21 protein-coding genes and 2 riboswitches are annotated in these 26,167 nt (G+C 35.3%); of the genes, 8 read left to right on the top strand and 13 right to left on the bottom strand.

Annotated elements, in window-relative coordinates; translation table 11 throughout:
* Positions 1–22: 22 nt before the first annotated feature.
* The 6 genes from ACQKP0_RS03200 to ACQKP0_RS03175 all read right to left on the bottom strand — a co-directional run bounded on the left by ACQKP0_RS03200 (position 23) and on the right by ACQKP0_RS03175 (position 6,383).
* Positions 23–625 carry a response regulator transcription factor gene (locus tag ACQKP0_RS03200; protein ID WP_427404359.1) on the bottom strand — a complete coding sequence of 201 codons (603 nt, stop codon included), beginning with the start codon at positions 623–625 and terminating at the stop codon, positions 23–25.
* Between the two features lie 158 nt (positions 626–783).
* Positions 784–1,926 (bottom strand): sensor histidine kinase, encoded by a 1,143-nt coding sequence (locus tag ACQKP0_RS03195; protein ID WP_427404358.1) that lies wholly within the window; start codon positions 1,924–1,926, stop codon positions 784–786.
* A gap of 6 nt (positions 1,927–1,932) precedes the next feature.
* Complete coding sequence (locus tag ACQKP0_RS03190; protein WP_427404357.1) at positions 1,933–2,670, bottom strand: ABC transporter permease; 738 nt, start codon at positions 2,668–2,670, stop codon at positions 1,933–1,935.
* Positions 2,671–3,570: an ABC transporter ATP-binding protein gene (locus ACQKP0_RS03185; RefSeq protein WP_427404356.1), complete on the bottom strand. Its 900-nt coding sequence runs from the start codon at positions 3,568–3,570 to the stop codon at positions 2,671–2,673.
* Between the two features lie 91 nt (positions 3,571–3,661).
* Positions 3,662–4,657 (bottom strand): nuclease-related domain-containing protein, encoded by a 996-nt coding sequence (locus tag ACQKP0_RS03180; RefSeq protein WP_427404355.1) that lies wholly within the window; start codon positions 4,655–4,657, stop codon positions 3,662–3,664.
* Positions 4,658–5,045: 388 nt separating this feature from the next.
* Positions 5,046–6,383 (bottom strand): MFS transporter, encoded by a 1,338-nt coding sequence (locus ACQKP0_RS03175; protein ID WP_427404354.1) that lies wholly within the window; start codon positions 6,381–6,383, stop codon positions 5,046–5,048.
* Positions 6,384–6,563: 180 nt separating this feature from the next.
* Between ACQKP0_RS03175 and ACQKP0_RS03170 the strand changes: the two genes are divergently transcribed.
* On the top strand, positions 6,564–7,550 hold the full coding sequence (locus ACQKP0_RS03170) for a ketoacyl-ACP synthase III (RefSeq protein WP_427404353.1): 987 nt from the start codon (positions 6,564–6,566) through the stop codon (positions 7,548–7,550).
* Between the two features lie 50 nt (positions 7,551–7,600).
* Here the strand turns inward: ACQKP0_RS03170 and ACQKP0_RS03165 are convergent, their stop codons facing one another.
* The 3 genes from ACQKP0_RS03165 to ACQKP0_RS03155 all read right to left on the bottom strand — a co-directional run bounded on the left by ACQKP0_RS03165 (position 7,601) and on the right by ACQKP0_RS03155 (position 10,758).
* Entirely contained in the window at positions 7,601–8,506 is a 906-nt protein-coding gene (locus ACQKP0_RS03165; RefSeq protein WP_427404466.1) for a cation diffusion facilitator family transporter, read from the bottom strand.
* 682 nt (positions 8,507–9,188) lie between these two features.
* A complete protein-coding gene (locus tag ACQKP0_RS03160) occupies positions 9,189–9,884 on the bottom strand; it encodes a DsbA family protein (protein WP_427404352.1) in 696 nt (231 codons plus the stop codon).
* A gap of 337 nt (positions 9,885–10,221) precedes the next feature.
* Positions 10,222–10,758 carry a YceI family protein gene (locus ACQKP0_RS03155; RefSeq protein ID WP_427404351.1) on the bottom strand — a complete coding sequence of 179 codons (537 nt, stop codon included), beginning with the start codon at positions 10,756–10,758 and terminating at the stop codon, positions 10,222–10,224.
* A gap of 729 nt (positions 10,759–11,487) precedes the next feature.
* Between ACQKP0_RS03155 and ACQKP0_RS03150 the strand changes: the two genes are divergently transcribed.
* Positions 11,488–12,870 carry a glycine--tRNA ligase gene (locus ACQKP0_RS03150; RefSeq protein ID WP_427404350.1) on the top strand — a complete coding sequence of 461 codons (1,383 nt, stop codon included), beginning with the start codon at positions 11,488–11,490 and terminating at the stop codon, positions 12,868–12,870.
* Positions 12,871–13,020: 150 nt separating this feature from the next.
* Here the strand turns inward: ACQKP0_RS03150 and ACQKP0_RS03145 are convergent, their stop codons facing one another.
* From ACQKP0_RS03145 to ACQKP0_RS03135, 3 genes are all read right to left on the bottom strand, one after another.
* Positions 13,021–14,019: a DUF3231 family protein gene (locus ACQKP0_RS03145; RefSeq protein ID WP_427404349.1), complete on the bottom strand. Its 999-nt coding sequence runs from the start codon at positions 14,017–14,019 to the stop codon at positions 13,021–13,023.
* A gap of 218 nt (positions 14,020–14,237) precedes the next feature.
* On the bottom strand, positions 14,238–15,692 hold the full coding sequence (locus ACQKP0_RS03140) for an amino acid permease (RefSeq protein WP_427404348.1): 1,455 nt from the start codon (positions 15,690–15,692) through the stop codon (positions 14,238–14,240).
* A 103-nt stretch (positions 15,693–15,795) separates the two neighbouring features.
* Positions 15,796–15,986: riboswitch (Lysine riboswitch) on the bottom strand.
* 89 nt (positions 15,987–16,075) lie between these two features.
* Positions 16,076–17,896 (bottom strand): APC family permease, encoded by a 1,821-nt coding sequence (locus tag ACQKP0_RS03135; RefSeq protein ID WP_427404347.1) that lies wholly within the window; start codon positions 17,894–17,896, stop codon positions 16,076–16,078.
* Positions 17,897–18,136: 240 nt separating this feature from the next.
* A riboswitch (cyclic di-AMP (ydaO/yuaA leader) is annotated at positions 18,137–18,281 on the bottom strand.
* A 239-nt stretch (positions 18,282–18,520) separates the two neighbouring features.
* Here ACQKP0_RS03135 and tatA point away from each other — a divergent pair.
* The 3 genes from tatA to ACQKP0_RS03120 all read left to right on the top strand — a co-directional run bounded on the left by tatA (position 18,521) and on the right by ACQKP0_RS03120 (position 20,894).
* Complete coding sequence (gene tatA / locus ACQKP0_RS03130; protein ID WP_427404346.1) at positions 18,521–18,688, top strand: twin-arginine translocase TatA/TatE family subunit; 168 nt, start codon at positions 18,521–18,523, stop codon at positions 18,686–18,688.
* Between the two features lie 317 nt (positions 18,689–19,005).
* The gene (locus ACQKP0_RS03125) at positions 19,006–20,220 is read left to right on the top strand and encodes an MDR family MFS transporter (protein ID WP_427404345.1); all 1,215 of its coding nucleotides are present in this window, start codon (positions 19,006–19,008) and stop codon (positions 20,218–20,220) included.
* A 104-nt stretch (positions 20,221–20,324) separates the two neighbouring features.
* The gene (locus ACQKP0_RS03120; protein WP_427404344.1) at positions 20,325–20,894 is read left to right on the top strand and encodes a nitroreductase family protein; all 570 of its coding nucleotides are present in this window, start codon (positions 20,325–20,327) and stop codon (positions 20,892–20,894) included.
* A 70-nt stretch (positions 20,895–20,964) separates the two neighbouring features.
* Here ACQKP0_RS03120 and ACQKP0_RS03115 read toward each other — a convergent pair whose 3' ends face one another.
* On the bottom strand, positions 20,965–22,092 hold the full coding sequence (locus ACQKP0_RS03115) for a 3D domain-containing protein (RefSeq protein ID WP_427404343.1): 1,128 nt from the start codon (positions 22,090–22,092) through the stop codon (positions 20,965–20,967).
* Between the two features lie 196 nt (positions 22,093–22,288).
* Between ACQKP0_RS03115 and ACQKP0_RS03110 the strand changes: the two genes are divergently transcribed.
* The 3 genes from ACQKP0_RS03110 (at position 22,289) to ACQKP0_RS03100 (ending at position 26,111) form a co-directional block, all read left to right on the top strand.
* Complete coding sequence (locus tag ACQKP0_RS03110; protein ID WP_427404342.1) at positions 22,289–23,269, top strand: TAXI family TRAP transporter solute-binding subunit; 981 nt, start codon at positions 22,289–22,291, stop codon at positions 23,267–23,269.
* A gap of 372 nt (positions 23,270–23,641) precedes the next feature.
* Positions 23,642–24,169: a DUF1850 domain-containing protein gene (locus ACQKP0_RS03105; protein ID WP_427404341.1), complete on the top strand. Its 528-nt coding sequence runs from the start codon at positions 23,642–23,644 to the stop codon at positions 24,167–24,169.
* Positions 24,150–26,111, top strand: a complete 1,962-nt coding sequence (locus tag ACQKP0_RS03100; protein ID WP_427404340.1) for a TRAP transporter permease — start codon at positions 24,150–24,152, stop codon at positions 26,109–26,111. The genes ACQKP0_RS03105 and ACQKP0_RS03100 overlap by 20 nt, the downstream gene beginning before the upstream one ends.
* Positions 26,112–26,167: the final 56 nt, after the last annotated feature.

Raw genomic sequence — 26,167 nt, 5'->3', positions numbered from 1 at the left:
GTCCAAGGCGCTGGAGCTTTTCTTAAATCCACCCTTTATTTTGTGCGATACTAATTGCTTCCATTCTATTTTTGGCATCGAGCTTTTGAATAATTTCCGAAACATAGTTTCTCACTGTACCGGATGATAAAAATAGAATAGCAGTTATTTCCTTAGTTGTTTTTCCTTCCGCAGCTAATCTGAGTATTTCTTGTTCTCGTGAAGTTAGAGGATTCTCTTCTCGTATGACATCAAACATTAACTCTTGACTGAAAATTTTCTTTCCAGCGATTACGTTACGGATGGCATCTGAAAGCTCTTCTATAGATCCATCTTTTAGTAAATACCCATCTACACCGATTTTAACAGCTCGTTCAAAATAGCCTGGTCGTGCAAAGGTGGTAAGAATAATAATTTTTGTAGAAATATTTAAAGCTTTTAGAGCTGCCGCTATTTCTAATCCATTTTTTACAGGCATTTCAATATCCATCAAACAAATATCAGGATCAAGCTTTAATATTGAAGTTAACGCTTCTTCACCGTTTGTCGCCTGACCTATGACTTCCATGTCCTCTTCAAGATTCAATAATGAACCGAGTGCGCCAAGCAACATTCGTTGATCTTCTGCAATAAAAATTCGTATCATATGGCAGCACTATCCCTTTCTAATTTTTGAATAAGGCTCTTTTCTTAAACTGTGATGCTTTTGAATATAAATTTTAATAATACAGTATCAAAACAAGTAGGAAGAACCATTTTTCTAAGAAAAGATGCCCCGAAACTATACTATGATCCTTTTATTATTTATACGGAATAGGAACTTTCGTTACGATAACAGCCTTGAACAATAGGCACCTGCATTTCTAAAATCGTTCCCTTTTGATGAGTAATTATAAGGTTCCCATCAATAAGTGAAAGGCGCTCTTCCATCCCTTTTAATCCGTTTCCGTCTATCCCTTTATTTTTGAGTCCAATTCCATCATCTTTGACGATAAAGCGAATATTTTCAGTAGTTTTTAAGATTGTGATGGAACAGTTTTTCGCTTTACTATGTTTCACTACATTGGTAATGGCTTCACGTAAGCACATACTCACAATATTTTGTGAGACCGGCGGGATTTCTGATGTATCGGTCAACCCTTGATGGTGGTAGGTAATACCAGCAGCTTTTAAAATTTCCTGTACTTGTATAAGTTCCTCTGCAATAGTTATCGAACGCATATTTGAAACGAGTTCTCGGACTTGCTTTAAGGCTGATCTTGAAGTTTTTTCAATCTCCTTTGCCTCGATTTGAGCTCTTTCAGGATCAATTTTTGTTAATTTTTCAACAAGCTGACTTTTTAGTGTAATAAGTGAAAGAGTATGGCCAAGTGTGTCATGTAAATCTCGAGCAATTCGAGTTCGTTCCTCTCTTTTTACAAGTTCTTTAATCTTTTCGTTTGCTTGGTCTAGCTGCTTCTCTAGCTCCATTCGCTTGTTCATTGAGCGAATACCAAATGGTGATAAAAACATAATAACTAAAAATGGTATAAAGTATAAAGTGCTTTTTGAAAAGAGCAAGCCATGATAGAAGGTTGGTATTAGTTCGATTATTGCAAAACAAAACAAACCAATTTTAAATTTTTTGTTGTCAAAATACCAACCGACAAAATTAGCTGGAAAAAAACCCATAAATAAGAAAGTAGGATCATAAAACATACAAAAATAAAAGACAATAGCCATTTGGACAGCTAACCAGTATGAAAAAGCCTTTTGCTGCATCGTAAAATATAATTGCCGATAGGTTACTAAAAACAAACTTATTAAAACAAATCCAAATATTCTACTAAATCCTGATTGATTAATAAGATATAGAATAGGAAACGCTATATAGACCAGAAACATGTAAGGAAAAAAACCGTACTGTTTCGGGAATATTTGGATTTTTGAGTTTTTGATTTTGTTCATTCATGCTCACACCGCTTCTTGTTTTCTTCTTACATATTTTGATAGTAGCATGAAAACGATCAAATAGCCGAATAAAATTATTATATTTTTCCAATCTGGTAAATTCCCACGCACGATTTCCCATGAACCGTTTCCAAAATTATAAGAAGGAAGCCATTTTCCTATATTTTGCATCACTTTTGGCATAACCTCTAAAGGCATCCACATACCACCTGCAACCGCTAAGATCATATATAGAACATTGCTTACTCCTGCAGCTGTTTCTACTTTTTTCATTGCACCTATTAATGTGCCGAGTGCGAGAAAAGGAATAGAGCCAATCAAAATCCAGAGCCCGCTCATAATCCATTCAAAGGCAGATAGGGAAATTCCGTTAATAATTGCTCCCGCGATAAAGATGATTGTAATTGAAAATACATGTATGACCGATTGCCCAATCATTTGTCCGAAGAAGTAGATTGAATCAGGAAGGGGAGTTAATCTCATATAAGTTGACCAGCCTTGTGATTTTTCCTGTACCATCCGAATTCCAAGTGTCATAATTGAAGATCCCATCACACTAAAGGAGGTCATTGACATTAAATAATGTGCCTGCCATACGCTTTTATCTGCGGCTCCTGTATTCACAACCTTTGTAAAAATAAAGTAGAAAAGAATAGGCATGCATAGGGACCAAAAAACAAAGTAAGGATTTCGTAGAACTCTCAAAATTTCTGCTTTGCATTGCAATCCAATTAATTTCATTTAGATAACCTCCTTGTGTTCTGCTGTCAGCTGCTCGAAAGCTTCCTCTAATTTTCCTTGTTCAATTTGAATATTGTATGCTCCGATGTTTTCTTTAAATAAAAGAGCTAATACGGCGTCAGTGTTATCTGTTTGAACAAAGAATCGATCATTTTTTTCAAAAATATGTGAAATAACCGAGTGGCCATATAGTTTATTAATTGCTTCAGAATTTGAATTAAATGATACATATTGATTAGAAAGTCTGGCTTTAATTTCCGATGGAGTACCATCTGCAATGATGCTCCCTTTGTTAAATAAGATGATTCTTTTTGCAACATCATCTGCTTCCTGAAGATAATGGGTGGTAAATATGATGGTTTTCCCTTTATCAGCTAGCTTTTGAATGGTTTTCCAAAATCGATTACGAGACGTAATATCCATTCCTACTGTTGGTTCATCCAAAATAATTAATTCTGGATTTCCGGAAAGAGACAATGCAAAACTGAGACGACGTTTTTGACCTCCAGAAAGCTTTTCTGCACGTGTTTTTAAATCACTTTCAGTTAATCCTGTAAAAGCAATAAGTTCTTCAAGCGATAAAGGATTTGGATAATACTGTCTTACTAAATCAAGTATTTCACGGACCTTCAATCCGTGCATAACACTTACTTCTTGAAGCATAGTACCAATTTTTTCACGAACTTTTTTATCTGATGGCTGTTGATTAAATAGTTTAACCTCTCCTGATGAAGGATGAAGTAATCCTAGAATCATTGAAATTGTAGTCGTTTTTCCTGCACCATTCGGGCCGAGAATCGCAACTACCTCACCTTTATTAATTGAAAAAGAAGCATCTTTGACCGCATGTTTATCATGAAAAGATTTTGTTACATTCCTAACGCTCACTACTTCATTCATTTCGTGACACCTCCATAACTTATAATCTAAGTTTATTAAAAATGGAGTTGGCGTATTAGTAGAAATTGTCATTAAAATGAGATGACAAATGTCATATTGGAGTGAATGTATCTTGAAAATACTGGATGGGAGGGCGAAGGTATTTCCTCCCTCCATCATTTCCGGAAATAGGAAGATTCATGGAGGACAAGAGGTTAGTTACAATTTTTCGGTTGGAATAAAGAATAAATTCCTGACATTTTCTATTGGTAATTGTAGGTTCTATTAAAAGAAAATAGTCTAGGATTGCCTGCGCATGGGCGTCTTTTGAAGTATCATGACATATTGGACAATACCAAGTACCATGTTTTCTAATCATCGGGTAATTTAAACATGATGGACATTGAATGCCTTTTATTATTTCGTGTTTTGGTATTTCGAAAAGCTTAGTAATATTAGGTATATCCGGAATATGTTTACTATGCAATAGCTGGCTAATTTTTTTCAAAGTATGAGGTTTTATTTTTATCTCCTTATACCGATTAATTAATTCCTCCATTTTTGAAATAATTTTTTCAGGATGAAGTACTTTTTCATATATTTGTAGATTATTTTGAGAAGTCTTTATTTGAGTAGAGGAATTACTAATTATAACAATATGTTCAATGGGTAAAGTTGGAAGGTTATATTGCTTAAGTAACCTTTCTAATTGAATTTGATGCCGCTGCACTTGAAAAATTGGATTTGGAAAGATTTCTTCTTTATTTTGATAGATTCGGATAAGTTGGTCAGAATGTTTTTCAAAAATTAATGTACCTGAATAATTCTTCACTTCGATAATGAGAATAAAATTAGGAGTGAGGATGAGTGTGTCAATTTGGAAGATATGGACACCGCATTTTAAACGAATGTTGTGGAAAATATAGTAATCGTTATCAGGAATAAATTCGAGGTAGTACTTTAAAGTTTGTTCACCTCGATACCCCACTTTTCTTTTTGTTAAATCCTCTTCAATATACCTTTTTTTTAAATGATGGCTTGGAGTCCGTCTTAACAAAGCAATATCCATAAAAATTCTAAATGGAACCGTTAATTCTTTTATTACCAATAAATATCACTCCTCGTAAATTGTTAAATAACTTTTCTCTATGAAGTGGTTAAATACCTTCTTTATTTTAATACTTTTTTTAAATATAGAAGTACGATCGAAATGCGGAAAAAACGACCCGAAATTTCAGAAAGACGACCGAAAAAAAGCTGAAAGCGCCCCAAAAAAGAGAACGAACGACCCGAAAAAAGCAGCGGACGATCCAAATGAGGGTAAACGACCCGAAATTTCAGAAAGACGACCGAAAAAAAGCTGAAAACGCCTCAAAAAAGAGAACGAACGATCCGAAAAAGCAGCAGACAACCCAAATGATATGTAGATCAGTTTTTCAAATACATATCAAAATAAACCACCCGAGAAATTCGAGTGGTTTCAAAATACAACCATATCATTTTTCCATTTCGTTAGACTGTTTTACTCTTAATAACACTACTACCCCAATCAACGTCATAATAATCAGTGAGCCCATGGCTAGACGGCTTGCTAAGTTTCCGTATCCAGCAAATAGCAGTGTGATTGATCCGTACAAAAGGGGTCCAATAATCGATGAGACTTTACCTGAAAAGGCGAAGAGCCCGAAGAATTGTCCACGTTTATTTTCAGGACTTAGTTCAACAATATATGTTCTGGAGGATACCCACATGGAACCTAGACTGACACCGAACATACTGCCTGCCAGCCAAAATAATGATTTTACTGTTGCTATGCTGCCGACAAAGAGGGCTAGAGTCATTAATATGCCAACATAAAGTACCGCTTTTTTTGATCCTTTTGCTTTAGTAATGTATCCAAAAATATAAGAACCAATAATACTGGAAACAGTTGATACTAAATAAAGTAAGATGAATTCTCCTGAAGTAAAACCAACGACAGCTTTCGTATAAATCGCCATCATAGCAATTGCAGTTGCAATAGCATCATTAAGGAAAAAATACGAGATCATGAATGTAAAGACAGCTTTATATTTTTTCATTTCTTTAAACGTATCGACGATATCCTTATAGCCTGAAAAAAAGTTACCAGCTGCAGGGTTTTTTACGATTTTCTTATCTTTTGAAAAAAAGAACAAAGGCAGTGAAAAAATAAGAAATAAAATCCCTGTTAGTAAAAAAGCAATATGATAGCCATCATCTCCAACAAAAGGATAGACGCCTAAACCAAGTAAGGTTCCAAGATATCCAATTGCTACACCGAAGCCGGATACTAGAGGAAGTTGAGATTTTGGAGCCAAATCAGAGATCATCGAATCATAAAAAACAAGGCTCGAATGATAAAAAAACTTAGCGATAATAAAAGAAATAATGACAAGAACAAGTGATAGTGGAAGATTAAACAATTGACCAGGAACATGATAATAGGCAAATATCCCCATTGAAAGGGTACCTGCGACGGAAATTAAAGTAAACCAGATAATCCAGACTCTTTTTCTACCTGTACGGTCAATGGTTGTGCCAAAAAGGGGTGAAAAGATAACTAAGAAGAAGCTTGCTATTGCATTGGCATAGGAAATGAAGGTACTGGCAATTTGATTCATAACAGCATTGCCGCCAACAGTATGTTCTAAGAAAAACGGGAAAAAGATTGTGTTGATGTTAGAAGAAAAAATGGTATTGGCAAAATCATATAGAGCCCAAGATAATATTGGCAATGAAAAAAATAGCTTCCATGCAGACATTACCTGCTCCTGATGATCCCCAATTGCTTTTGCGTGATTACTACCAGACATTAGGTCACCTACTTTCGATTAATATTGATCTCATTCCATATATATAGGCAGAAATCCTCTTTATTTACATGAATTTTACAAAAAATAAAAAATTTAATATATCAAGATGATTGACAAAATTATTACCTGGTACTAATATTAGTTATTAATACAAGGTGATAAGAAAAGGGGGACTTGATGATGAAATCTAAAGCTCGTATTACAGGTATCGGTACCTATGTACCAGATAAAAAACTAACGAATGCTGATTTAGAAAAATTAGTGGATACAAATAATGAGTGGATTGTCCAAAGAACAGGAATGAAAGAGCGGAGAATAGCTGATAAAGATGAGTTTTCTTCAACACTTGCCTTTAAAGCGGTGGAAAATTTACTAGAAAACTATCAGAAAAATATTCAAGATGTTGATTTCATTATTGTTTCAACAACAACATCTGACTATGCTTTTCCTAGTGTCGCTTGTCAAATACAGGAATACTTTCACATTCCTCAAACAGGAGCCTTTGATTTAAATGCTACATGTGCTGGTTTTACGTATGGATTACACCTTGCCAATGGTTTGATCACAGCAGGTCTTCATAGAAAGGTTTTAGTTGTGACAACAGAAACATTATCCAAAGCAACAGATTATCAGGACCGATCTACCTGTATCCTTTTTGGTGATGGTGCTGCAGCTGTTTTAGTTGAGTATGATGAAGAAAACCCTAGCTTTATAGCTAATTATATAGGAACAAATGGAGAGGGTGGAATGCATGTTTACCGCACCAATTTTTCCACATCCATGCATGGGCAGGAATTAGTGAAAAGCGGAAAAATGGTTCAAAATGGGAGAGAGGTTTATAAGTGGGTTGCCCGTACATTGCCGCAAAGCGTGGAGCAATTACTAGAAAAGGCAGATATGTCATTAGAAGAAATTGATTGGTTTGTTCCGCACAGCGCAAATCTCAGAATGATTGAGACTGTATGTGAGAGAATGGATTTTTCATTAGAAAAAACATTAACGAGTATGGAGTATTATGGGAATACATCATCCGTTTCCATTCCATTAGCGCTGGATTTAGCATTAAAAGAAGGAAAGGTGCACAATGGGGATACCCTTCTTTTATATGGCTTTGGTGGTGGATTAACTCATGCAGGGCTCATTGTAAAATGGGACCTAAGTGAATAGAATTAATATTTGCCAAAACCTAAATAAAACAAGACTAATGGTCAGTCCAATTAGTCTTGTTTTCGCTCTTCTTCTGGAGAATAGTAGGGGTTTAAATGAATCAGTACCTCTTGAATATTGTCGTATTTATTCATTAAGGAATGTTTAATTTCATGTGCAAGATCATGACCTTCTTTAATCGATTTACCATGATCAATAGAGATTCTTAAATCGACTAATATATAATGGCCGTGATCTCTCGCACGGATTCGATCGATTCGTTTGACATCCTTAAATCCGGAAATGATGGACACATATTCTTTCAGTGTTTCACCATCAATATTTCTTTCCAGTAGAATATTAAATGCCTCTCCTAACATTTCCTTTGCTATTTTAAAAATTAAATAGGCGACAAAAATACTGGCAACTTTATCACCGTATAATAAAATGCTGATTCCAAGCCTGTCACCAAGTATTGATAAAATTACACCGATAGCTGCAGCAATGGATGCAACAATATCCGCCTTATGATCAAAAGCAATCGCTTCAATAGCTTTACTGTTATGCGCTTTCGCCACTTTCATGGAAGAACGGTATAAAAACTCCTTAAATATAAAGGAAAAAATTGCGATCCACATTGCGAAGATAGTTGGAGTTTCAATCGGATGGAAGAAGCCGGTGATTCCTTCATAAACGATGTAAATAGCAACAAATAATAATAATATCCCAATAATACCTGAAACAATCACTTCTGCTTTTCCGTGTCCATATGGGTGTTCTTTATCAGCCGGTTTATTTGCTATTTTTATTACTAACAGGACAATAATAGAGGCAAAAACATCAGCTGCCGAGTGAATTCCATCTGCAAATACTGCGTCACTGTGTGCATACCAACCAATAGCCATCTTTCCTACAGTTAATAAAATATTGCTCCAAACGCTTATCCAAGCAATTTTCCGAGCAACTGTTTCTCTCATCCCCAATATATACCACTCCAATCAAAATCAATCTCTTAATAGCTCTTTTCTATACTAGGCACCTTTGAATTGAAATTTTAAATATCTATTTGAAATCATAAAAATCATTACGAAAACATCCTTTGTAATCATAACAAACCCAGTATTGGTGGGTCTAGAGCAAGATTGTTGTTCATTCCTATCGTTTTAATTTCAAGCAAATACTTTTAAAGTATCTTAAAAATGTTGTACAAATGAAAGAATAAAATTTAATACGCATTTAGTATGTATTCCTTTGAGAATTTTATGAAAAGGCTCTTTTCTTAAACTTTGTTGTTTTTTAGATCAAGTAAAAATCGGAACTAGGATTTTTACGGTTCTAGTTTATCGCCCCATTGAAATTAAAGACTTATTATATAGGGAAAAGAGCACGTAACAAAATTATTCTAGCCCTGAGAATCTATCCGAAAAACAGCAATCTATCCAAAAACAACCTATGAAAAACAAAGTTAGCTAAAGCATAGATTTTGTTAAAGGATATTGTTGAAAAAATGACCTGTATGGTATGTGTGAAGCGATTTTTTTACGAAGTAAAACTAGCTGAACGCATACCATACAGGGTTTTATTAGAAACAACAATATTGTTTAACAACGCCAAAGCACAAAAAAACAGGCTAGATATCTAACCTGTTTTACATTTATCTTATTTTGCTGCGTCTTTCACTTGTTGAATGAATTCACCGAAGTTACTACCGGTAAATTTCTTCCCATTTATGAATAGTGTTGGAGTTGAGTCTATGCCTAATTTTTCTACGTAAGATTGATCCTTTTTCAAAGCCTCTACATAATCTTTATTATGAAAAGCATCTACAACCTTTTTGACATCATTATCACTGGCAACCTCAGCTAATGCTTTCTTAAGGAAGTCTTCAGTAAAGTAATCCATTTTTTCGTATTTTTGGTCTTGTGGTTGTTTGCTATAAAGAAGATGGTGAAATTCCCAAAATACATCGTTACCGAGCTCTTTATAAACCGTTTCTGCAAATTCTGCTGAGCGAGTAGAGTCGGTATTAATAAATGGGAAATTCATGAAATAAAATTGCGCCTTACCTGTGTCAACTAATTCCTTTTGAATAACAGGGTAGACAGATTCGTTAAAATCCTTACAAATTGGGCACTTGTAATCCCCGAATTCAACAATTTTTACAGGAGCTTTTTCATCACCTTCGAATGGTTGGCTGCTGTAGTCAAAATCAAAGGCTTTATCTTTAGTAGGCTCAGAAGACTTGTTTCCTAGAAAAAAGATTAACGTAAGTAGACCGACGGCGATAATAACTACAATCCAAAAAAATGAGCTGCCAGATTTATTCGTATTTGTTTTCTTTTTTGATTTAGCCATATTTGCACACCTTTAACATTATAGTTTGGTATTATCGTTAGTTTTACATAAGATGATTTGCAACGTCAAGTGAATGACCTGCATGTCACTGTTTTGTAAATAAATAAGGGTGTTTTCCAAAATAATATAAAAATCTTAATTGATATTTACTTTGTAAAATCTTTGCTGATTTTTACATGCTACTATTTCGTACAGTATGTAGAATCCTAATCATATCTAGTTTCGAGGCATCTTTTCTTAGAGGTTTGTCCCTAAATACTTTGATATAGGATTTTTGATTTACGAAATGAGCCAAAAAGAAAAAGGTGCCGGTTGACACCTTTTTGTCTGAAGTTGATTAAGCTTCTTTTGCAGCTTCAATTTCAATAGAAACTTTAATATCGTCACCGACTAGTACGCCGCCGGTTTCTAATGCTGCATTCCAAGTTAAACCGTAATCACTGCGTTTAAGTTTTCCATTTGCGCTAAATCCAATTTTTTCAGCCCCGCTCATTGGATCCTTTGCTAAACCTTCAAATGTAACAGAGAAAGTTTCTGGGCGAGTAACTCCGTGAAGTGTAACATCACCTGTTACATTATATTCATCGTCACCTGTTTTTACGATTTTAGAAGATTTGAAAGTCATTTTTGGAAATTGTGCTACATCAAAGAAATCAGCAGAACGCAAATGGTTGTCACGATCATTATTACGAGTATCGATGCTTTCAACATCAATATTAAAGTCAATAGTAGCTGTAGTTAAGTCAGTAGGATTTGCCTCAACAACGGCATTAAATTGATGGAATGTACCTTTTACTTTTGAAACCATCATATGTTTTACAGAAAAATCAACACTGCTGTGTACTGAATCAATTGCCCATTTTGAAATTGTCATTTTAAATACCTCCATTTTAATAACATAATGTAAGTTAGTTTATTTATTATAGTTAATGATTTATATAAATTATATTTTTATTCGTTTGTGCTGTCAATATTATTTTAATACTTTAAAAATTCTTTTATTACAGTGATATATAGGACCGCTCTTGAATAAAAATATGATATTTAATTACCTTTTGTAAGTAAGTATAATAAATAAACTAAAAGTTGTCAAATACAATTTTAACCCGTCCATTGACTTCTTCCATACCTTTATGTAATATAATCTTAAAAATATTGACGGCATTGAAGGATCAATAGTAACTGAAGTATCCTCTTAGATAGCGAATCAGGGATGGTGCAAGCCTGATAAGAGAATCAGTGAAAAGGCAATCTGGAGTCGTTATTGGAAAGTGGATGTACATTTTGTGCATCAACTGGGGTGGAACCGCGTGAGCACAGCTCTCGTCCCCAGGCTTAACAGCCTGGGAACGGGAGCTTTTTTGTCGTTTAGGAAATTATAAAATATTCGCACTGTGGATAACTTTATGAAGAGCGAGGTTTCCGTCTAGCGCAAGCAGCCGTCGGCTAGCGGATTTCTTCGTCTCCTCCCTACGATAAGTCAACATCGGCTCGTGAACTACCTCACCGTGTTTCCTTTATCTCAGTCGAAGACTACGAAATCCGTACGCCGATGAGCAAGGCGCTTGCGCTTTTGTACATTTAAAAAAAGGAGAGAATGCATATGTCAGTAAATATGGAACAAATCGTTTCACATGCCAAACATCGTGGATTTGTGTTTCCGGGATCGGAAATATACGGAGGTCTTGCAAACACATGGGATTACGGCCCTCTTGGTATGGAGCTAAAAAATAACATTAAAAAAGCATGGTTAAAAAAGTTTATTCAAGAATCTCCATATAATGTAGGTTTAGATGCAGCTATTTTAATGAATCCAAGAACATGGGAAGCGTCTGGTCATATCGGAAATTTCAATGACCCGATGATTGATTGTAAACAATGTAAAGCAAGACATCGTGCTGATAAACTGATTGAAAATGCAGCTGAGGCAAAAGGAACAGAAATCGTTGTTGACGGTCTTCCTTTTGATAAAATGGAAGAACTTATGAAGGAATATGACATTGCTTGTCCAGAGTGTGGAAGCAAGGATTTCACTGGAATTCGTCAGTTTAATTTAATGTTCAAAACATTCCAAGGTGTAACAGAAACAAGCACAAATGAAATTTTCCTTCGACCTGAAACAGCGCAAGGAATTTTTGTGAATTTTAAAAATGTACAAAGAACAATGCGCAAAAAGCTTCCATTTGGTATTGGCCAAATTGGTAAGAGCTTCCGAAATGAAATTACACCGGGTAACTTTACATTCCGTACACGTGAATTTGAACAAATGGAGTTGGAATTCTTCTGTAAACCAGGTGAAGAGCTTAAATGGTTTGACTACTGGAAGGAATCTGCGAAGAATTGGCTGCTTACATTAGGAATAAAAGAAGAAAATCTTCGACTTCGTGATCATTCGGAAGATGAGCTTTCCCACTATAGTAACGCTACTACAGACTTTGAATATAAATTCCCATTTGGCTGGGGAGAGCTTTGGGGAATTGCATCAAGAACCGATTATGACTTAAAGCAGCATATGCAATTTTCAGGTGAAGATTTTACTTATTTAGATCAAGAAACAAATGAGCGTTTTGTCCCATATTGTATTGAACCATCTCTTGGAGCAGATCGTGTAACACTTGCTTATTTCATTGATTCTTATGAAGAAGAGGCGTTAGAAGACGGTACATCAAGAACAGTCATGCATTTGCACCCTGCACTTGCTCCATATAAAGCAGCAATCCTGCCGTTATCGAAGAAGCTTTCTGATGAAGCACGAGAAATCTTTGCTGATTTAGCTAAGCATTTCATGGTCGACTTTGACGAAACAGGTTCAATCGGAAAACGATATCGTCGTCAAGATGAAATCGGTACACCATTCTGTATCACATATGACTTTGATTCTAAAGAAGATCATATGGTAACCGTTCGTGACCGAGATACAATGGAGCAAACTCGACTTCCAATCGCAGAATTAAAAAGCTTTTTAGAAGAAAAAGTTCAATTTTAACAAAAAGTAGGCTCCTTAGAAAAGGAGCCTACTTTTTTTAAAATGGTAAGAAAGCATAAAATTTACTAAGGATATTAGACATGAAAAGTGTCTGCTGTGTCTAGCTCCAGCTCCTATCGGCTAGCGGATTTCTTAATGAATGTGGAAAAACTATTTCTCCAGCTCCTTCCGATTAGGTGCGGATGGAGGCTCTTCAAGCCACTGTCTTTCTACAAGTAGATTAAAACCGTCTTCGGCATAAGCAAGGATTTCGACAATGAGTTTACTGTACTCCAAAGATAAATCGGTTCTTAATGATGTTGACAAAGCATGACCAATCAGGGTAATGTCCATAGAGTTTAGTGAATTAAAAAGGTTCATAATCAACTTATCAGAAAAAGGCGATATTTTTGCCTCGGTTACCTCTATGTTATTGGAAACAATTCCAAAAAAACCTTCTTGTTTTAGTAAATCTTGAAAAAAATTAATTTGTTTTTCAGAGATTTTCTTCCCTTTTTTTAGATAGTTTTTAATTTCCTTATCTTCAACCACTTGTATAAGACCAATACAAAGTAATACAGAAAAATAGTTTCTTTCAATGTTGAAAAATATTTCAGTTAATTCATTCACATTTAATGGCCTGAATGTATGAATTAGTCCATTTATATATGATGGCTTTTGAATATATTTTACTGTTGTCGGGTATGGAATGCTGGGAGCACGATTATATAGTCCTTTAGATAATAGTAAAGTAGTTGCTTCTTTATATAAATTAGTCGCGTCCTGAATTGCTTCCGTAAAAAAGTTAATGATATCAAGCCTTGCAATATTTCCAATTGCAAATGAATAAAAAATCAAGTCCATTCTACCCGTGATATATACAAAGTTAAGGGCATAAGGATCGTAAAAGAGGGGTGGCGCATGCAAATTTACATCTTTATCAGTAAATCCATCAGGAATGGGGATATTTTCACTTGAAAAAATTTCGGTAATTTTTTCGATTCGTAAAGTAGTTGTTTTTAATGATTTTTGAAGAATTGCTTTTATTTCCTTATCTTTTACATGATGAAGAAAATAAACGGTAAGACACCAAGCCATTGTGTTATTCATATACGATGTCCAAAGTCCGCTAATTTCAGCGCTTGTTAATCGAATCGTATTTTTCGCCAAAATACCCACTCCTTTCCTATGTATATGTTTTGAAAGTATAAGCTTCTTTATTCCATAATGTTTATTTGATGAAAGTGAATACTTATGGGAAAAGTAAAAAAGACCGTCAAAGACGGCCTTCATTAAAAGGTATGAAAGTATAAAATTTTTAAGGGTGTAAGTTTCGAAAAGTGTCTGCGTTGTCCAGCTCCAGCGCCTATCGGCTAGAGGATTTCTTATTACCTCTGGTCTGTATTAAAATCACATTGTTCAAGCGGAACGATTTTTGTCTTTTTAATCAATTTATATCCTAACCAAACGATTATAAATAACGGTAATCCGATATAGGATACTAAAACATTAGTCCAGTCAATATGTGCCCCCATAAAGGCAGAGTAGTTTTGTCCTAAAATGACAAATGCACAAAGGACAAAAGCAAAAATTGGTCCGAATGGAAAGAGTTTTGATCGGTAAGGTAAATCATTTAAGTCTTTTCCTTGAGCTACATAAGCTTTTCGGAATCGATAATGACTGATGGCAATTCCAAGCCATGCAATAAATCCTGACATTCCTGAAGCATTCAATAACCATACATAAACGACTCCATCACCGAAAAATGAAGCTAGAAAGGCAAGGGTTCCGACCAAAGCAGTGACAATTAAAGCATTTACAGGTATACCGTTTTTATTTAATTTAGCTAAAAATTTTGGTGCCTTGCCATTGCGAGCGAGATCCCAAAGCATACGAGTTGAAGCGTACATACCTGAATTACCAGCAGATAGAACAGCAGTAAGAATAATTGCATTCATAACGGAAGCAGCAAAAGCGATTCCTGCTTTGTCAAAAATAATGGTAAAAGGACTCATTGCTACATCTTCAGTCGCTAAGTTTTTATCTGTATAAGGAATTAAAAGACCGATAACTAGGATAGCTAAAACATAGAATAAAAGAATACGCCAGAATACTTGACGAACAGCTTTTGGAATATTTTTCTCAGGATTATCGCTTTCTCCAGCGGCTACTCCAAGAAGCTCTGTTCCTTGAAAGGAAAACCCTGCAGCCATAAAAATACCAAGCATGGACATAAACCCACCGTGGAATGGGGCATCACCAATAGTGAAATTTTTTAATCCGACAGGTTCGCCGCCCATAATTCCAAACACCATTAAAAATCCAGTAATAATAAAAACAATTACAGTAACTACTTTAATAAGAGAGAACCAAAATTCAGCCTCACCAAACCCTTTAACAGACAAATAATTTAATAGAAACATAATAACTAAACAAATACTGCTCCATATTAGGGATGGTGTATGTGGAAACCAGAATTTCATGATAATTGTAACGGCAGATAATTCTGCAGCAATCGTAATCGCCCAGTTATACCAATAATTCCAGCCTAGAGCAAACCCAAGTGATGGATCCACAAATTTAGTAGCATACGTACTAAAGGTTCCAGCTACTGGCATATAGGCAGCCATTTCGGCTAAACTTGTCATTAAAAAATAAACCATTATTCCTATTAATAAGTAAGATACAATTACCCCGCCAGGTCCAGCTGTGTGGATTGCGCCGCCACTCGCTAGAAACAAGCCTGTCCCAATCGTACCTCCAAGTGAAATCATTGTTAAATGCCGGGATTTTAAATTACGTTTAAGTTGTTGAACTCCATGTTGTTCTTGCTGTGTTTGCATGTGGTTTTACACTCCTTAAAAGATATTGGAAGGAGTCGGGGAATAAACAAAAAATGCCGACGAAAAAGGATCGACGGCATTATTAACACTCCGCATCATACCTTCCGAAGATAGCTCAACACGTTTATTTGGAATCAATAAACGTGACAGTTCTGTCCCTATTTGGAAACAGCCCCAGCCTATACATCCAGAGATTTGTATAAGCTTCGGCAGCTATTCCTTTCAGGCGGAGTCAATAAAATCTTCTGCTTCTCGTCCGTCTTACTCTTAATAGCCGCGACCTCTACCCCATCGGTTGATGAGGATTTTTTTATTAAATTATCAATTACTATTATAGAATAACATTTTGATATTGCAATAGAAAAATTTAGAAAGCGAATAATCTATTTTTTAAATTTATAAGGAAGCGTTGCTACAACAATATCTTTTTGCCACAATAGCTTTGCTCTTATTAATAATGCTGATTGATTGTGTAGTATATTATGCCACCTTTTTTTCGGTATAAATTGAGGCACAAGAACAGTAACCATATAGTGATTTTCCTGCGCCTTTGATTGAACCGTCTCTAAAAATTTACATAATGGATGGATAATGCTTCGGTAGGAAGAATAAAGTGTCACTAATCGAACACCATTATTTAATGCTTCCCACTTTTTCTCCATCTTTTTTTCATCTTCTTTATCAAACGCAACATATACAGCGATTACTTGATCAGTGAGAGATTTTGCATAGTTAATTGATCTTTCTACAACCGTTGTCGTTCCAGCTATAGGAACGATAAACACATTCCCATTAATAGCTTCAACTGTAGGATGGACAACTCGCAGCTGTTCACCTACTGAATCATAATGCCTTTTTATTTTATGAAAGATGAATATGACCATTGGTAAAAAGATAACGACAAACCATACTTGATGGAACTTTGTCACAAAAAGAATACCGAAAACAAGAAAGGAAATTAGGGCTCCTACTAAATTAGTTATTAACTTAACAATCCACCCTTTTGGTTTTTGCCTTACCCATTTCAATATCATACCTGTTTGAGAGAGTGTAAATGGGATAAATACACCTACTGCATATAAAGGAATTAGATGCTCAGTTTTCCCTTTAAAAGCGATAATAAGAATGATTGAAGCTACACTTAAAAAAATAATTCCATTTGAATATCCTAAGCGATCTCCTCTTATTGAAAACATCCGCGGCATGTATTTATCCTTTGCTAGATTAAAAGCTAGCATTGGAAATGCTGAAAACCCTGTATTCGCTGCTAGGACAAGAATTAATGCAGTCGTACCCTGAATAAAATAGTAAAGAAAATTCCTTCCGAATGTTTGGGAAGCAATTTGTGATACGACAGTTTCATGTCCATTAGGAGCGATTCCAAACCAATAGGATAAAAAGGTAATTCCAGTAAATAATATTGCTAGGATCGTTCCCATCATTGCAAGGGTAGAGGCTGCATTTTTTGCGGCGGGATTTTTAAAATTAGGGACCGCATTTGAAATCGCCTCTACACCAGTTAAAGCAGAGCTCCCAGATGAAAAAGCACGCAGTAATAAAAATAACGATATCCCAGTAACATGTGTACCCAATGCTGTGTGCAAATGGGGAGATACTTGACCAGTAGCAACTTTATAAATTCCTACTATGATCATCATCACCAATGCAATGACAAACAAGTATACCGGATAAGATAAAACAGTAGCTGATTCTGTTAAGCCGCGTAAATTTAGTATCGTAATTAGAATAACAAGAATAACTGCAATAAGAACATTATGCTCATGTAAAACAGGAAATGCTGATGTAATAGCATCAGTTCCTGCCGATATACTAACTGCAACTGTCAAAATATAATCAACTAATAAAGATCCTCCGGCAATTAATCCCGGATTCACCCCAAGATTTTCTTTTGAAACAACATAAGCGCCTCCACCTTGTGGATACGAAAAGATTATTTGGCGGTAGGATAAAATAAGCGCTGTTAAAAGGAATAATACCCCAACCGCAATCGGAACGTTGTACCAAAATGCCAACGTACTAACCGATGCTAAAACAATTAATATTTGTTCAGTCCCATACGCTACTGATGATAAAGCATCTGATGATAATATTGCCAACGCTTTTAACCTTGTTAATTTTTGCTCACCTAGTTCGTGTGACTTTAGAGGTCTCCCGATTAAAAAACGTTTAATAGAACTGTACATTTGATGAAGTCTCCTTATTAAAATGTGCTTTTCAGTTTTAAATTGACTTATTATTTATACTTTTAATGTAAAATTTTATTTAAAATGTAAATGAAATGTTTCAACTAGATTAATAATGTATCTACACCGTGAAAGAAGCGTATTCTACATAAAGTGATTCCCCCTATATTGGATATAAAAGCACAACAAAAAACCACAGAGGGACGCAGTCCTCTGTGGCCGACTAATCGAACACAAGTCTACTCCTCTCTCAGAACGCTTACGAGGTTAGCTGTCGGATTCGGGTATGAGAGTAACCCTACCTTCAAAAAAGGATTCACCCCAAGTGGCAAAATAGCCACAAAAGTGGTTCCCCCGCTTCTTACGAATTAAGCGAAAAAAGATATGAAAGATTTATATTGAAATATTACTCCCATCAAATTCACTTGTAAAGAAGAATTTTGCTTAACTTAGTGGAAAATTTTTGAGCGTGATTTACTGTAATTTAACCAGTTTTTTTCTTTTTAAAATATGACTAATGTTCATAATACGTCCAATATGCCAGCTTGATAATGATTACTTTTAAGCTTAAAATAATTCATAAGAACTTATTTTGAAAACGATCATTTTTTAGGAGATGAAGCAGTGAGTAACTTGGGATTTGGTGAAATTCTATTAATTATTATTGTTGCACTGTTAGTTTTTGGCCCATCCAAGCTTCCGAAAATCGGAAAAGCAGCTGGAGAAACATTAAGGGAATTTAAAAAGGGTATGAGAGGAATAATGGAAGACGATTCAAATGAAAAGAAATAATTCCTTTTTACAATAGCTCGCCACAGGTTTATACCTGTGGTTTTATTTTTGTTTAGCGTGATCGATCTTTTTGATTCCTACGAATGGGTTTTTGAACTAGGAAGTGGAATCAATCGAGTCTTATGAATCCCGTGCATGTGTTTTTGAATCAGGAAGTGGAATTAATAAAGCCTTTTGGATCCCACGCATTTGTTAATCCCCAATAAACTCCACTTATCATTAAGGTTTCAAAATTTCTAATTTTCATTTTTTAAATTAAATAATATCCTTAACAAGAAAAGGCCGTTATATCAACTAGAGTGAGAGAAGGATAAAGTATGAAAAAAATAAACTTAAAAGGGTACCATCCAATTGTATGGACATTGCTTGCCGGGACAGTTTTTGCCAGAGGGGCCAGCTTTATGGCACTGCCCTTTTTAGCCTTATATTTGTCAAAAACAGAGGGAATTCATCCAGTCATTATCGGGCTGATTATTGGGGTGGGTCCTTTAACAGGTACATTAGGCGGATTTATAGGGGGGCATTTATCCGACCGTTTTGGAAGAAAAGTGGTGATGTTGGCTTCTGTCTTTACATGGGCTTTCGTCTTTATAGGTTTTGCCTATGCTACAAAGCCAATCGTTTTTCTTCTCCTAAATGCATTAAACGGGATATGTCGTTCATTTTTTGAGCCTACAAGCCAGGCTCTAATGTCAGATGTGACAGATAAAGAGAAGAGACTTCGAGTATTTTCAATGCGTTATACAGCAATTAATATTGGTGCGGCAATGGGGCCATTACTCGGTGCCATATTCGGTGCAGCTTCATCAACCATAACCTTTGAAATAACAGGGGGATTTTATTTATTTTACGGAATTGTTTTATTTATCCTATTGAACAAATATCAAATAATAAAAGGGGAAAATAACAAGAAATTAACAAGTGTCCAAGGTGCTTTTAAAGTATTGATCAATGACAAAGCATTATTATACTTTATCCTTGGTGGAATTTTAGTGAATATTGGATATTCGCAAGTAGAATCCTCTTTACCACAGCATTTAGAGAAGGTGTTGAGGGATGGAGTTGTTCTATATTCTATTCTATTATCAATTAATGCAATTACAGTAGTAATCTTGCAAATTCCACTAAGCCGTTTAGTAGAAAAGTGGAAGGTTCTTCATGTCATGATGCTGGGAAGTAGTATATTTGTCATTGGATTTATTGGCTTTAGCTTTTCACAGGATTGGATTGGCTTCATCCTTTCGATGGTTTTATTTACAATTGGCGAGATTTTCTTGTTTCCATCTACAAGTGTTTTTATCGATAGCATTGCTCCGGAAGCGATGAGGGGAACCTATTTTGGTGCTGCACAGTTCAGATCATTTGGGAATTTTATTGGACCGATATTTGGAGGTTGGATATTTAAACAATTCAATGGACAATGGCTTTTTGGAATTATGGCATTTGTCGTTACATTGAGCATTTTTTCTTATTTGCTTGGATATAAGAAGCAGGTAGTAAGAGGCTTTAAGGATGTAATGCATGAACAGTAATGAATAATGCTGGTCTATGTCGAAAATAGTAAAAAGCATTGTAAAAAAAAAGAAAATCCGTTATGATATTGATAATCATTTTCAATAATAGACGGAGGTTTCAAATGAACAATCTTAAAGAGAAAGCATCATTGACAATCAAAGAGGTAATAGAACAACGTCGCTCTATAAAAAAATTTAAAAAAGACAACGTTCCAACTGAACTTGTATTAGATCTATTAAATACAGCCGTTTGGGCACCAAATCATGGCTTAAGAGAACCTTGGCGATTTATCCTTCTTAAAGATGAGGGAAGAAAAGTGTTAGCAGATGCTATTTTAAAAAAGAATGAGGAGCTCCGTCCAAAATGGGAGTATGTTATGAATGTTCCTTTACATTTGGTAGTAGTGATGAAGGAAGATCCACGACAAAAGCAATGGGAAGAAAATTTTGCTGCAGTTTGTACAATGGTGCAAAATTTACAGCTAGCAGGATGGGAACAAGGTATAGGAATGATCTGGAAAACAAATCCTCTTATCCATGATCCGAATTTTAGAGAAAAAGTTGGAGTCCAGCAAGGAGAAAAAATTATAGGCTTTTTACACATCGGATATCCAGATGCAATTCCAAATGGAAAAGATAGAACACCTGCTGAGGAGCTATTAATGATAATTGATACTGATACAGCCATTTAGTATTAATGATATTTAAAAAAATGACCTTTCCACTGTGTGAATAGGTCATTTTTGGTAAATTTCCATTTAATTAATCTAATATAATGATTTTTACAGTTTTTCGTCCCCATGCAGATGCTTCTTTTTTAGATGGCTTTAGTACGTCAATTTTATGTCCAATAATTGCCCCGCCTGTATCACCTGCAATGGCAACACCATATCCTTCCACCCAGACTTTTTTGCCTAAAGGAATAACTTCGGGATCTACCGCAATTAATTTCATATTCGGATGTTCCTTAATGTTGTAGCCTAACGCAGTAATACCTTCCTTCGTCTCTTCGTAACTATAGGCAGTAGCTGATACATAGAGCTCTTTGCCCTTTACGGAGGTAGCATTATTATTACTGTGATTCTGAACACTTGTCTGACTAAGTATTTTTGCAGCTCTCGCTTTTGCTGCTTTCTGCTCTTTTTTAATATTCCTTTGAATCATGGCTATTTGTGAATGAAGATTTTCATTGTTTTTCTTGGATTGCTTTATTTTGTTTTCGATACGTGCATATTTCGTTTGAAGATCAGTTATTGTATTTTGTTTTTTTTGTAAACTGTCTTCCAGTTTTTCTTGAGTAGAGGCAAGAGCTTGCTGATCTCTTTGTAAATGTACTTCCTGTTCAGCTATTTCCTTTTTATCCTTTTCAATTTGATTAAGATCTTCTTTTTGCTTGTTTAATATTCGGTTATCGGCATTTAATAAAACCGAAACAGCACTCACGCGATTAAGAAAATCACCAATACTTTCAGAGTTAAGAATAATTTCAATAATAATATTTGTACGATCATTTTCCTGAAGAGCAACTAATCGTTTATTTATAATATCTTCCCTTGCAAAGACCTGATCCTCTAGCTTTACAATCTCTTCTTTTTTCTTTTCTATTTTTTGGTTCGTCTCATTTATTTTTTCATCTAATCTAGTTATCTCTTCTTGATTGTTAGAAATCACTGTTTGTAGTAATTTCCATTCTCGTTGTAATTTTGTCAATTCACCATTTAAGACTGCTTTCTCTTGTTCTTGTTGTTGAACAGCTTTTTTATTTTGTTTAAGCCTTTTTTCAACGTTATGTAAACTTTCTTGACTTGTTTCTGCATGGGCTTCTATTGTCGCTGTGACGCTTAGCACACTTATAAAAAGTAGGACAATGATTCGCCTAATGACTAGCATAAAACAACCCCTTTCTAGTGTACATATAGTTATAACATATATATATAGGAGTTAAAATTACAAAACTATTAAATTGATAGAAATACTTCCTTCGTATTAGGAAAATAATCTCATTATTCCGAATTTATTTGACAATTGTAACAGTTCTAATGATAAAATGGTAATGTTAAAAAATTATCCAAAAGGGGGAAATTTTATGAAAAAAAGAAGCCTTTTTCTCGGCGCTGCAATCATGCTCTTTTTATCTTTGGTTCTAGCAGCGTGTGGTGGCGAGAAGAAAACTTCAGGTGATGGAAAAGGAGATAGTAAAGTTAAGCTCCTAACAATCGCTACTGGCGGAACTGGTGGGACCTATTACCCGCTAGGGGGAATGATGGGGAAAATTATTAAGGATGAGACAGGGATTAATGCTGATGTCATTACATCTGGTGCCTCTTCTGAAAATATGGCCATATTAAAAGACAATAAGGCAGATATCGCGTTTACGCAAACTGACATCGTCAGCTATGCTACAAAAGGTGAGCTAATGTTCGATGGCAAGAAAATTGAAAACATTAAAGGGATAGGAACACTTTATCCTGAAACGGTGCAAATTGTTACAACAAAGTCCGATATTAAATCAGTTAACGATTTAAAAGGAAAAGTTGTATCTGTAGGTGCTGCGGGTTCGGGTACAAGAGCAAATGCAGAGCAAATTTTAGAAGCTTATGGCATGTCATTTAATGATATTAAAGTCCGTGACCTTTCTTTTGATGATTCAACTGCAGGTATTCAAGATGGATCGATTGATGCTGCATTTATAACTGCAGGAACTCCAACAAGTGCGGTGGAAGGGTTGTCTGCTACAGAAAGCGTTACCATTGTACCGATTGATGCGGATAAAGCAGATGCATTAATTCAAAAGTATCCGTTCTATATTAAAGATGAAGTAGCTGCTGGTACTTATAAAATTAAAGACTCCGTTCCTACTATTGCCGTACTCTCAATGCTAGTAGTACGTGATGATTTACCAGAAGATGTTGTTTACAAAGTGACAAAAGCTATCTTTGAAAACACAGATAAAATTAAGCATTCCAAAGCTAAATTAATCAAAGCCGAAAGTGCGCTAAACGGAATGAGCATTGACTTACATCCAGGGGCAAAGAAATACTTTGATGAAAAAGGTATTTCTAAATAAAGAATAAAAAGGGTAAGGCTCTTTCGACAAAGTAAGAGTCTTACCATTTTTAAACCTTGGCTTTGTTCACGGTTATTGTTGTTAAAATTTCCTGAAGCAAAACTTAAGCTAAGGTTAAAAAATTTCTTGTTGTTTAGGAAATTATAAAATATTCGCACTGTGGATAACTTTATGAAGAGCGGGGTTTACGTCTAGCTCCAGCGCCTATCGGCTAGCGGATTTCTCCGTCTCCTCCCTACGATAAGTCAACATCGGCTCGTGAAATACCTCACCGTGTTTCCTTTATCTCAGTCGAAGACTATGAAATCCGTACGCCGATGAGCAAGGCACTTACGCTTTTGTTCGTTCATTGTTATAAAGAAAGGTGTAAATATGCTAGTACGAAAAAAATACCTTTATTTATTTCTAGCGGCACTTTTGATCATAATCATTTTTATGATTCCTTTCCAGAGAAGCATTGTTTGTCAGAAGATGCATTCTACGGAAATCCTCGCTTATTTACCAATAATCAAAAATGAAACTTTTCAAATCCAATATACACATTCTATCCATCTTTCAGAAGTAAAAGAGTCATATAAAATATTAAAAAATAATAGTATCAAACAAATAGAGTTAATGTATGATGATACATCAATTGGTATGCCTTCTGAAGCGGAAAAAGGAGAAGTTTTTGTTCAAGAAAATGGTCATTACTATATTAAAAATATGAATAGGGTTTTTCCATCATTTAATTTAAGCACAGGACAAGTAGTAGCAAACCATCGGCTTATATATAAAAGCAAGGTCTATTCATTTAAAAATTTTATTAAACCAGGTACTTTCATTACGATTCAAGTAAAGAAACTATCTCTTTTTCAACTTTTGAAAGGAGTGAATATTGTTGACACAGGAACAACTTAAAACAATTTCAGAAGAAGAGCAACAAAAACTATTAGAACAATTTGATCCAGAATCAGCAACAAGAAAGTTGAAAGGTGTATTCAAGTGGATTGTTTTTATTGGACTAATCGCTTTTTCAATTTTTCAAATCATTTTTTCACTTTTTCAAGTGCTGCCTATTCAAAAGCTGCTATCCATTCACCTCGGATTCGCTTTGGCATTAATCTTTTTGCTCTTCCCAGCCCGGAAAAAATCTAAAAAGAAATTTAGTGTTGCTTGGTATGATTTAATTTTGGCTGTTCTATCAGTAGGTGTCGGTTCATACTTACCACTCATGTTCGATACAATCGTCAATCGGATTGGGGTTATGACAACTCTTGATTTTACTGTCGGACTCATTGCGATTCTATTAGTTTTAGAAGCTACTAGAAGAGCGGTAGGGCTGCCTATTATGATTATTGCTCTTATCTTTTTGGCCTATGCCTACTTCGGTCCATATATGCCTGGCTTCTTCATTCACAGAGGATTAGATCTTGAGTCCATCGTTCAGACGATGTTCTTTACGACTGAAGGAATATTTGGTACGCCATTAAAGGTTTCTGGAACTTATATCTTTTTGTTTTTACTGTTCGGTGCTTTTCTAATCAGAACAGGTGTCGGTCAATATTTTAATGATTTAGCCTGCTCCATTGCTGGTAAAAGGGTCGGAGGACCAGCTAAAGTTGCGGTATTCTCCAGTGCCCTTCAAGGAACCATTAGTGGAAGCTCCGTATCTAATGTTGTAACATCTGGATCTTTTACGATTCCAATGATGAAAAAATTAGGCTATCGAAAAGAATTTGCGGGAGCTGTTGAGGCAGCGGCTTCAACAGGAGGACAAATTATGCCTCCCATTATGGGGGCTGCTGCCTTTTTGATGGTAGATTTTATTCCTGGAATGACATATTGGACCATTGCAAAAGCAGCTGCTATACCAGCTATTTTATATTTTGCTGGTATTTGGATCATGACACATTTAGAAGCAAAACGTACTGGCTTAAAAGGCCTTTCCGACGAAGAAATGCCTGATCGAAAAGAAGTATTGAAGAAGGTATACTTATTGATCCCTATCTTGGTTGTCGTTGTTTTACTATTTAGTGGAATGAGTATTATGAGGGCGGCTTTATGGTCAATTGTTTCAACAATAGTTGTTAGTGCAATCAGAAAAGAAACACGAATTGGGGTAAAAGACGCTATTATTGCCTTAGCAGAAGGGGCAAAATCAGCATTATCTGTTGCCGCTGCAACGGCATGTGCTGGTATTATTGTTGGTGTTGTAACGAAAACAGGACTAGGTTTAAAATTAGCCAATGGACTTGTTGATTTAGCTGATGAAAAATTATTGCTTACTTTATTCTTTACAATGGTTACATCGTTAATCCTAGGAATGGGATCACCGACAACAGCAAACTATGTTATTACATCTACGATTGCCGCACCTGCGATTATTGCTTTGAACGTGCCTGATCTAGCTGCACATATGTTCGTATTCTATTTTGGTATTGTCGCTGATATTACACCACCAGTTGCATTGGCAGCATTTGCTGCTTCAGGTATAGCGGGAGGAGAACCGATAAGAACGGGAATTAATTCATCGAAGCTTGCAATTGCAGCCTTTATTATCCCGTATATGTTCGTATTCTCACCTCAATTATTGATGATCGATACATCCTTCTTCCAATTAGTTTGGGTAATTATTACAGCCTTTTGTGGAATGATTGCCATTGGTGGGGCTTTAATAGGGTTCTGGTATCGAAAGTTAAATGTAATTGAAAGACTTCTATCCCTTGCTGCTGGTTTATTGTTAATTTATCCGGAAGGACTTTCGGACACCATTGGAGCATGTATTTTTGTAGGAATGATTGTTCTTCAATTTGTATTTAAACAAAATAATAAAAATATGCAAACTCCGGCTAGTGCTTAACTTGAAAAACCTTCGAAATATATTCGGAGGTTTTTTTAAATTGTAAATCTAGAAAA

This window comes from Heyndrickxia sp. NPDC080065 (genome assembly GCF_050281185.1).
Lineage (GTDB): Bacteria > Bacillota > Bacilli > Bacillales > Bacillaceae_C > Heyndrickxia.
The sequence above is the reverse complement of the archived record's forward strand: the minus strand, read 5'-3'. Positions and strand labels throughout refer to the sequence as shown.

Excerpts from the sequence above, each read along its gene's own strand:
- ACQKP0_RS03200 (WP_427404359.1), bottom strand. The coding sequence starts at position 625 with ATGATACGAATTTTTATTGCAGAAGATCAACGAATGTTGCTTGGCGCA.
- ACQKP0_RS03195 (WP_427404358.1), bottom strand. The coding sequence starts at position 1,926 with ATGAACAAAATCAAAAACTCAAAAATCCAAATATTCCCGAAACAGTAC.
- ACQKP0_RS03190 (WP_427404357.1), bottom strand. The coding sequence starts at position 2,670 with ATGAAATTAATTGGATTGCAATGCAAAGCAGAAATTTTGAGAGTTCTA.
- ACQKP0_RS03185 (WP_427404356.1), bottom strand. The coding sequence starts at position 3,570 with ATGAATGAAGTAGTGAGCGTTAGGAATGTAACAAAATCTTTTCATGAT.
- ACQKP0_RS03175 (WP_427404354.1), bottom strand. The coding sequence starts at position 6,383 with ATGTCTGGTAGTAATCACGCAAAAGCAATTGGGGATCATCAGGAGCAG.
- ACQKP0_RS03170 (WP_427404353.1), top strand. The coding sequence starts at position 6,564 with ATGAAATCTAAAGCTCGTATTACAGGTATCGGTACCTATGTACCAGAT.
- ACQKP0_RS03165 (WP_427404466.1), bottom strand. The coding sequence starts at position 8,506 with ATGAGAGAAACAGTTGCTCGGAAAATTGCTTGGATAAGCGTTTGGAGC.
- ACQKP0_RS03160 (WP_427404352.1), bottom strand. The coding sequence starts at position 9,884 with ATGGCTAAATCAAAAAAGAAAACAAATACGAATAAATCTGGCAGCTCA.
- ACQKP0_RS03155 (WP_427404351.1), bottom strand. The coding sequence starts at position 10,758 with ATGACAATTTCAAAATGGGCAATTGATTCAGTACACAGCAGTGTTGAT.
- ACQKP0_RS03150 (WP_427404350.1), top strand. The coding sequence starts at position 11,488 with ATGTCAGTAAATATGGAACAAATCGTTTCACATGCCAAACATCGTGGA.
- ACQKP0_RS03140 (WP_427404348.1), bottom strand. The coding sequence starts at position 15,692 with ATGCAAACACAGCAAGAACAACATGGAGTTCAACAACTTAAACGTAAT.
- ACQKP0_RS03135 (WP_427404347.1), bottom strand. The coding sequence starts at position 17,896 with ATGTACAGTTCTATTAAACGTTTTTTAATCGGGAGACCTCTAAAGTCA.
- ACQKP0_RS03125 (WP_427404345.1), top strand. The coding sequence starts at position 19,006 with ATGAAAAAAATAAACTTAAAAGGGTACCATCCAATTGTATGGACATTG.
- ACQKP0_RS03120 (WP_427404344.1), top strand. The coding sequence starts at position 20,325 with ATGAACAATCTTAAAGAGAAAGCATCATTGACAATCAAAGAGGTAATA.
- ACQKP0_RS03115 (WP_427404343.1), bottom strand. The coding sequence starts at position 22,092 with ATGCTAGTCATTAGGCGAATCATTGTCCTACTTTTTATAAGTGTGCTA.
- ACQKP0_RS03110 (WP_427404342.1), top strand. The coding sequence starts at position 22,289 with ATGAAAAAAAGAAGCCTTTTTCTCGGCGCTGCAATCATGCTCTTTTTA.
- ACQKP0_RS03105 (WP_427404341.1), top strand. The coding sequence starts at position 23,642 with ATGCTAGTACGAAAAAAATACCTTTATTTATTTCTAGCGGCACTTTTG.